Raw genomic sequence first — 7,227 nt, forward strand, 5'->3', positions numbered from 1 at the left:
GACCACCAAACTCGGCTGGGACGACGACAACAACGTCACCCGTCTTGAGGAACCACCGGCCACCACAGGCGCCACCCCAGCCGTCTCCACCTGGGCCTATGAACCCAATACCGGTTACCCCACCGAGATCAAGGACGCTGAGGCGGTCAAGAACGGTTGGTCCGGAACCACCCTCACCTACCAGACCGGCCTGGGCGGCCACATCGCCGACCTGATCTCGAAACAGAGCCCCGAAGGCCGCACCTCCACCTTCGGCTACACCCCCGAAGGTAACCTGTCGTCGGTCACCGACCCCCTCGGCAACGCCACCTCCACCGAGGGCGACTACACCACCACCTACACCTACGACACCTGGGGCCAACTCAAGACGGCCACGGACGCCAACGGACACACCACCACCAACAGCGACTTCGGCCCCACCGGTTACCCGAAGGCGATAACCGACGCCCTCGACAAGACCACCACATTCGTTTACGACGAGCGCGGCCAGGTCACCAAGGTCACCGATCCGCTCGGGCACTTCACCACGCAGGGCTACGACACCTACGGCCGTCCGTTGCAGAAGACCGTCCCCAAGGACCAGGACGCCGGCGACCTGATCATCACCCCGGCGCCCGAATACGACCGCAACGACAACGTCATTGAGACCACCGCGCCCAATGGCGCCGTCACCACCGCGGTTTACGACGCGACCGACCAGGTCACCGACATCGTGGAACCGACGGACGAGACCGGTGATCCCGAGCGTCGCAGCACCTACACCTACGACAAGGCCGGCCACCTCAAAACCGCGACCGAGCCCAAAGGCAGCCTGAGCGCCACCGAAGGCGATTACACCGTCACCAACCACTATGACGAGATTTACCAGCTCGTACGGACGGTCAATCCCCGCGGTGGCACGATCACCAACAGCTACGACGGCGCCGGGAACCTGGTCAAGGTCGTCGACCCGAATAAGAGCGCGACCGCCGACACCGGCGACTTCACCGCCAAGTACGCCTACGACCTCAACCACCGTCGCACCGTCACCACCGATGCGGCCGGCGAGACCACCTCCACCGCCTACGACCGCGACGGGCTGCCGATCGAAGCCGTCGACCAGGAGGGCAACAAAACCCTGACCGAGTTCGACGCCCGCGGCAAGCCCCGCCAGGTGCAGGTTCCGCACGAGACCGACGACGGTGCCCTGGTCCACCGCACCACACGCTACGAGTACGACCAGGCCGGGAACCGCACCAAGGTCATCACCCCCCGGGGTGTGGCGACCACGGCGGCCGACGACTTCACCTACCAGACGGTCTACGACGAACTGAACCGGGTGAAGGAGGAGTGGGCGGCCTACGACCCGTCCGACAGCCGCTACAACCAGCCCAACAAGACCCTCTTCGAGTACGACGCGGCCGGGCGGAGGACGACGGTGTCGGCACCGCCGTCGGAGGGGCAGAGCATCCGCAACGACACCCGGTACACCTACTTCGACAACGGGTGGACACACACCTCCACCGACCCGTGGGACATCTCGACCGAGTACGACTACAACGCGCTGGGCCAGCAGATCTCCAACACCCTGACCTCGGCGGGCGGGTCGACGACCCGGACGATGCTCTGGGACTACTACCCCTCGGGCAACCTGAAGGCCCGCAGCGACAGCGGTGTCCCGGTCGGCAGCCAGGTCGTCCTGGTCGACAACTCCGACTACAACAACACCGCCGAGAACCCGTCCGGCGCCTGGACGGCTGGGACCGCCGGCCAGCAGTACGGCTACAACGTCCACATCCGCCCCGCCGGGGACGGCTCGGGCCTGTTCGTGTGGCAGCTCACCATCCCCCGGGACGGTGACTACGAGGTCTTCGTCCGCCACCCCGGCTTGTCCGACGGCGCCCCCGACGCACGGTTCAGCGTCGCCCACTCCGGCGGTGAGGCCACCCAGACCGTCGACCAGACCACTGGCGCCGGCGAATGGAAGAGCCTGGGCACCTATGCCTTCACCGAGAACGGCCCCCACAAGCTCACGCTGACCGACCAGGCCACCGCGGGCACCACCCTGGCAGCCGACGCCGTCAAGCTCGTCCGCGACAACTCCGGCGACACCGACAACGAGCGCAAGGACTTCACCTACCGCTACGACCCCAACGGCAACGTGGTCAAGGTCGCCGACAACTCACCGAGCGCGGCCGTGAATGTCTACGCCACCACCTACGACGACCTCAACCGCATCACCCAGGTGGAGGAGAAGACCGGCACCAGCGTCAAGAACACCACCGCCTACACCTACGACGCCAACGGCAACCCGCTCACCCGCACCCACGACGACACCTGGTCCGGGGCCGACTACGACGCCCGCAACCAGGTCACCAAGATCACCAATGCGGATTCGGCGACGGCGTCCGCGCAGCGGGTGTCCACCTTCACCTACACCGCCCGCGGGCAGTTGGCGACCCAGATCAAGCCCAACGGCAACACCGTCAACTTCGACTACACCCTCGACGGGCTCATCGCCCAGCAGACCGAGACCAAATCCGGCGGCGCCACGATCGCCCAGCACACCCTGGACTACACCCCCAACGGCGACATCCGCCAAGACCTGGCCAAGCTACAAAGCGCCGATGACCCCGGCACACTGCTGGAAACCACCTACGACCTCACCTACGACCCGCAGGACCGCATCACCCAGCTCGCCAAGACCGGCCAGGCGGCGGGAACCGAGACCTATGTCTACGACGCCAACAACAATGTCGTCACCCAGACCGTCGGCGGGACCACAACCATCCATCACTACGACCGCAACAGACTGCTGACCTCCACGGCCAACGGGATCACCTCCACCTACAACTACGACCCCCTCGGCCGCCTGGACACCGTCTCCACCGGCGGGCAGATCTCCCAGCGGTACCGCTACGACGGGTTCGACCGCACCATCTCCCACACCTCCGGGATCGGCACCGCGGCCAAGACCACCGCCTACACCTACGACCCGTTCGACCGCACCACCTCCAAGACAAAGAACGGCAAGACCACCGGCTTCGCCTATCTGGGCCTCACCGACAGCGTCCTGACCGAGACGGCCGCCGGTCAACTGTCCAAGTCGTACGAGTACTCCGCCATGGACGGCAGGCTCACCCAGCTCAAGCACGACACCGGCGCAGCACCGGAGATCTCCCAATACACCTACCACCCGCGCGGTGACGTCGAGGCGATCACCAAACCCAACGGCGACACCCGCGCAACCTACGGCTACACCGCATACGGCGACAACGACGATCCGAAATTCACCGGCGTCGACAAGCCCGACCTCACCAACCCCGACGCCGAGCCCTACAACTCCTACCGGTTCAACGGGCACCGCTGGGACCAGTCTTCCGGCACCTACGACATGGGGTTCCGCAACTACGATCCCGGCCTGAACCGGTTCCTCACCCGAGACACCTACGGTGGCGCCCTGGACGATATGGGCTTGGCCACCGACCCGTTCACCATGAACCGCTACGCCTTCGCCGGCGGCAACCCCATCAGCTTCGTGGACCTTGACGGGCACAACCCGTGCACCCCTGCACAGGCTTACATGAACGCCTGCGGCGGTGACCCGCGCTACGCGCTGCCCTATGCCGAACAGAAGGTCAGAGAAGACCCCATCCCCTCGCCCACCTTCGGAGAGTCCCTCAAGAGCAACGCCTCCTTCCTGTGGGGCGTGTTCGGCTTCCAGAGCACCGTGGACTGCGCCTCGGGCGGTGACTCCTGCGGCTGGGCCGCACTCGAAATCCTCCCCTTCGGTCTGGGCAAGATCTTCAAGGCCCTCGGCAAGGCCGCCCGAGCCGGCAAGGCCGCCAAAGCCGGCTCGGGTGGGGGAGGCAAGGCCGGCGGCAAGGGCAGCGGAGGAACCTCCAGAGGGGCCAGACCGCGGACGGTCAAGGGCCCCTCCGCGCCGCACAAGGCTCAATGCCCGGCCCCCAGCAGCTTCGTTCCGGGCACCGCGGTGTTGATGGCCGACAGGTCCAGCAAGGCCATCGAGGACGTGAAGATGGGCGACCGGGTGATGGCCACCGACCCCGAGACCGGCGACACTCGCCCCCGCACCGTCATCGACACCATCAACAGCCAGGGCGACAAGCAGCTGATGACCCTCACCGTCGACGTCGATGGCGAGCACGGCACCAAGACCGCGAAGATCATCGCCACCGAGGAGCACCCGTTCTGGCTCCCCGACTACGGCCGTTGGGCCAACGCCGAGGATCTCAAGCCCGGCATGTGGCTCCGCACCAGCACCGGCACCTGGACTCAGATCACCGCCGCCCAGACCCACACCCGCCACCAGCGCGTCCACAACCTCACCATCGCTGACGCCCACACCTACTATGTCCTCGCGGGATCTACCTCCGTTCTCGTCCACAACAGCTGTGGGCCGTCGCTGCGTCAGGCGATCGGATCTATTCGGAACAAGGCTAACGACACCTATCTCGGTCGTCTGCTGATGCGGCGCCCGATGGAACCGTGGCGCAGCAACCGCCGGCTGCACCGCGCGCTCGGCGGTGCCGCACCAGAACCGAACGCGACCATTCAAGATCTCGCCGCTCTGGTACCGGGGAACCCGTCCATCTCCTACAAGGCGGCCAACGCGGTCACCCGTTCGGATGACGACCTTATGGCATCCGTTTTCAACCCGAGGGACGGGCAGTACATCGCGACGTACACCGGTCGTCCAGGTGTGATAGGCCAGGGTAACCACCGGGCGATGGAGCTGCTGAGGCGCGCAGCCGACCCGAACAACGATAATATCCGGTGGAACACTAAGATTTTTGTCCACCGCGTCGGAGAATGATCCGTGATAAGAAGAAGTCGCCGACCCTTTTCCTGGCCGAAGCTCGAGATGTACGGATTCAAGTCCCGCGGTGATATAAAGATGCTCACCGTGTTGGATCTGGAACGTCTCACGACACTGGCCTCGGCCAATCCAAAATGGAGTGCAGAGGGGCGTCCAGAATGGCTCCGGGAGCAGGGGGGCAACATAACAACACTGATGGCCACGGTTATCGGCACGGAAGGTCGCTCTGTTTACCGTTGCCTCATCGTGGCCGTGCTGGCAGACAAATCCAAGTGCAACTTCACGCTCGATGTCTCCATCGAAGACTTCAACCGCCTGCCAGATGTACCTCTGAAAGAGGTGGTCACTCTGGCGCACAAGTATCTGCTCGGCGTCCCGCCCCTCGACCTCGATCCGGCGCAAAAGGAGAGTTGGCGCTTCTGGAAAAACTTCAACGACAGGGCAGACTGATGTGCTCTTCTGCCCCCAGAAGAGCAGTAGGTAGAGTCGTGACGTAGTGGAGGAACTCGTTGTTCGCAAGCTCGTTGTCGCTTGCCGGTGGAAGTTCGGTCCGGATAGGTCTCAGGATGCCCGGTAGCAAGGCCGGTCGGGTCTCGCCAGCCCCCGGTCCCCGATCACCGTCTGGCTTCCTGATTGCGCGATACTTGCGAGGGGAAGCTTGCTATGGATGAGACCATTTATGTCGTGCACGATGATCCGGTGCGCAGGTCAGTCAGCAATTACCTTGGAATGGTTGATCTAGATCCCTATGGTCTACCTGGTCAGCTATTAGAGCAAGTGTAACTGGTCACGTTGTCGTGCCAGGGGAATGGTTCAGGCTGTGGCCGGGAGCCAAAGTCGTCCGCGAGTGAGTTCGGTGAGGGCGTCCAGGAGGCCGAGGCCGTTCTTGGCGGTGGTGGCCAGGTAAGAGCGGATGGCGGTGAACTGCCGGGCGCCGGTGAGAGTACGCAAGCAGCCGGAGACTTTCTGCCGGAGTTTGACCATCCGGATCTCGCGCTCGGCGGCGTTGTTATCGAAGGGCACACGGGCGTCGAGAGTGAACCGCAGGTGGTCGTGGTGGCGGGCCAGCAGCCGGCGGGCCAGGGCGTTGTGGTCTTTGTCCACCGCGGTGGCGCGGGCGGCGGTGGCCTTGATGCCCAGACGCGCGGCCGACCGGAAGGCGTGTTTGGCCGTGGCCATCGTCGCCTGGTCGAGACCCGTCAGCGTGCCGTCGCGGGCGAGTGCGGCCTCGACCAGGCGTTTCATGTCCCGGATAGCATCAGCGGCCTGCTCGGCCCAGCACCATGAGTCCGTGCCCGCGGTGCGCTGGTGGTGGTCGATGACCGCTTGCAGGTCCCGGAGCAGGTGGGCGTTGCCGCGGGCGTGGGTGGCGGCGGTGTAGGTGTCGTAGGGTGCCCAGCCGTCATGCACGGCGACCCCACCGAAGCCGGGGAGGACTCCGGCGGCGTCCATCGCTTCCCGCCCGCGCTTGCGGCGGACGGCCAGCAGCACGTACCTGCCGGTGGAGGCCGAGTGCACCCAGGCCAGACGGCCCGCCACTCGCAGCCCGGTCTCATCGAAATGAGCCACCTCGGCGGCGGTGATCTTCTGGCGGACCTGCTCGGTGAACCCGCCATCGGACATCAGCGTGGCGGCGGCCCGTGCGGCCATCGCCGCCACCGTTCCGGCCGAGACCGGCGTGCCGAACAACGCGGCCGGCGCCTTGGCAGGGCGATCACGTGACAGGAACTGCCCGGCGTAGAGGTAGATGACGATGGCGGCCACGTTCGGGCCGTACTGCGCCGGCGCGGCCACCCCGCCGGGGCGTCCGCCGTGGTCACCGTCCCGCACCCGCACCGCCGCTTGACCAGCTGATGCTCGGCCACCCGCACCCGGATTGCCGGGATGTCGAACACCTGCCGGGCCTCGACCCCGCACTCGGCGGCACCGGCCAGCCCCGCACCGCACCCCAGGCAGCAGACCGGTTCATTCCGCTCGCGCTCATCAGGCTCTGCGACCTGCGCCAGCGCCGCACCCGGGTGGCCTTTCTGCCCGCCCGGCCTACGACCACTGCGGCCCCGCAACGACTTCGGTGCCGGCTTGGCCGGCCCATCACTGGACGCCGGCTTGGAGGAGTTCGAGGAGTCCTTCCCCACCTGCGCCTTCAGCTCGGCCACCTCGGCCCGCAGCAACTCCACCAGCACCCGAAGCTGCGCATTCTCCGCCGCCAGCTCCTCATACGACGGCTGCGGCTCGGCGGACACCCCACCATGATCGACACCACGAACGGCAAGATCAAATCGGACACCGAGCATCAGGCAGGTGACCAGTTACGTCCGCAAATCCCAGAATAAGCCGACCAAATTCCTGCGCTACATCACCGACCCCGCCGGCCGCCAGACCCTCACCATCGACTACTACGCCAAGGG

General features: G+C 65.7%; 3 protein-coding genes and 1 pseudogene. 2 read left to right on the forward strand and 2 right to left on the reverse strand.

The genetic code is table 11. The features are described from left to right. On the forward strand, positions 1-4,816 hold a 4,816-nt coding region (locus AB0C35_RS45690; RefSeq protein ID WP_358470869.1), incomplete at its 5' end, for a polymorphic toxin-type HINT domain-containing protein. A gap of 48 nt (positions 4,817-4,864) precedes the next feature. Further along, a complete protein-coding gene (locus AB0C35_RS45695) occupies positions 4,865-5,269 on the forward strand; it encodes a hypothetical protein (protein WP_358470872.1) in 405 nt (134 codons plus the stop codon). 363 nt (positions 5,270-5,632) lie between these two features. On the opposite strand, the gene AB0C35_RS45700 is transcribed toward AB0C35_RS45695, so the two are convergent. Beyond that, on the reverse strand, positions 5,633-6,649 hold the full coding sequence (locus tag AB0C35_RS45700; RefSeq protein WP_358470875.1) for an IS66 family transposase: 1,017 nt from the start codon (positions 6,647-6,649) through the stop codon (positions 5,633-5,635). Between the two features lie 56 nt (positions 6,650-6,705). Next, positions 6,706-7,113, reverse strand: a pseudogene (locus AB0C35_RS45705) (DUF6444 domain-containing protein); the annotation flags it as partial. Positions 7,114-7,227 lie beyond the last annotated feature (114 nt).

Source organism: Spirillospora sp. NPDC048819, from assembly GCF_040650055.1.
Taxonomy (GTDB): Bacteria; Actinomycetota; Actinomycetes; order Streptosporangiales; family Streptosporangiaceae; genus Spirillospora.